Annotated in this window: 2 protein-coding genes; both read left to right on the top strand. The window is 37.1% G+C overall.

The window, feature by feature from the left end:
• A partial coding sequence (locus IV55_RS10045) for a tyrosine-type recombinase/integrase (protein ID WP_237756176.1) occupies nt 1-359 on the top strand: 359 nt, incomplete at its 5' end.
• A 362-nt stretch (nt 360-721) separates the two neighbouring features.
• The gene (locus tag IV55_RS10040; protein ID WP_011005842.1) at nt 722-934 is read left to right on the top strand and encodes a hypothetical protein; all 213 of its coding nucleotides are present in this window, start codon (nt 722-724) and stop codon (nt 932-934) included.
• Nucleotides 935-1,545: the final 611 nt, after the last annotated feature.

The following is a 1,545-nucleotide window of genomic DNA, read 5'->3' as shown; positions in this document are numbered from 1 at the left end:
CTAATACCTTGTACCTTAAACCGGTTCAAACAGAGCTCTTATTGTACCGTCAATGGCTGCTTGATCATAAGCTGGATTCTGAATGGCTCTTTCCGTCCATTCAACACCCAGAACGGCATATTACGGAAAAACAGTTCTATAAAATCATGAGCAAAGTCGGCGATCTTTTAGGCATTAATTATCTAGGGACCCACACTATGCGCAAAACTGGGGCTTATCGCGTTTATACGCAATCCAATTACAATATTGGCCTAGTCATGCACTTATTAAATCATTCCAGTGAATCAATGACTTTAGCTTATTTAGGCTTGGATCAAGCAAGTACCGAAAGTATGTTAGATCAAATTGATTTTGGTTAGTTTTCTTTGAGTTTTTAGTTGTTGCCGAAGGCAACTTCTGAGACAGGTTTTTAATGGGTCTAGCACAACATAGAATAAATTCTATGTGTAAGTGCGCATTAAACTCATTTCATTCCGTTTAATGACGCTAAAAAATAGCTAACTTGATCATTAAAATAAAAGGTTTTTTTTAGTTCAATGCGCACTTACACGTCAACTAACTTTGACGTGTTTCGATACCCCAAAAATTGTATTAGATTTCGCTGCGCTCAAACAAATCTTTTTAATTGCTTTACACCGTTTTTCTTTCTAAACTTAATCACAATCTTTGAATAACTAACTATAAAAAGATGCCTTTAATTTAAACCTGAAATAATTAGCTAATGTTAGGAGTAACTCAGATGGACGAAAAGAAAGTATTAAAGCCAATTGATGAAATGCTTGCTGATCCTTGGCAAGTTGATATTCAAGAATTGTTTGAAGCTTCTGTCAATGAACCTGACGAGATCAAAAAGAATTTGTATGATTCCCTATATACTTATATTTTACAAAAAAGACAAGAAGATATTATTAATCGTCCTGGCTTCGTTATTTAGCCCTCTAAAAAGTCGCTGAGGGCTTTTTATTTTGACTTTGGTATAAATGTATATAAATAGCCTTAAAATCGCTGAGAACAAAAAATAAGGCCCTTAAAAACGAATATAGCAGTTAAAGTCTTGTTAATATTCAGAAAAACTAACTGTTTGCTGTCAATGATAGCGGACGAGCAAAGCGTGGGAGCATAAGGAATTGACAGCTATTAACTAGTCTTAACACTGATTTGGCGAAAGCCAAAGTTTCTACAAAAACTTTGCTTTCTTGCCTAACGGCGAGTGAAAAAACGGTCAAGCTGGTTCAGCTTGGACGGGGTTCGGGGCGTTAGCGCCCGATTAAATGTGGCTTGCCACACCTTTTAAGCAACGAACAGCGTGAGGCGCAAGGAGCTGTGCGACTGGAGTTTAATGTGGGCCGTTTTTTGGCTCACTCCTTTGTGTTTTTTTTTAGGTTTGTATCTCGTACAGTGGTGCCTCTTATATACCTCTTTTATAAACCTCTTTTAAACCTCTTTTAGACCCCTCTTGAGCCCTACTCTCCCAAGGCTCACAGAAGGTTATCAAGTAGGTTTTGTCTGTTTATCAAGTAGGTTTTGTCTGTTTATCAAGTAGGT

It is taken from the genome of Furfurilactobacillus siliginis (assembly GCF_001437435.1).
In the GTDB taxonomy this organism is placed as follows: Bacteria; Bacillota; Bacilli; order Lactobacillales; family Lactobacillaceae; genus Furfurilactobacillus; species Furfurilactobacillus siliginis.
The sequence above is the reverse complement of the archived record's forward strand: the minus strand, read 5'-3'. Positions and strand labels throughout refer to the sequence as shown.

Coding starts and splice junctions, on each gene's coding strand:
- IV55_RS10040 (WP_011005842.1), top strand. CDS start 722: ATGTTAGGAGTAACTCAGATGGACGAAAAGAAAGTATTAAAGCCAATT.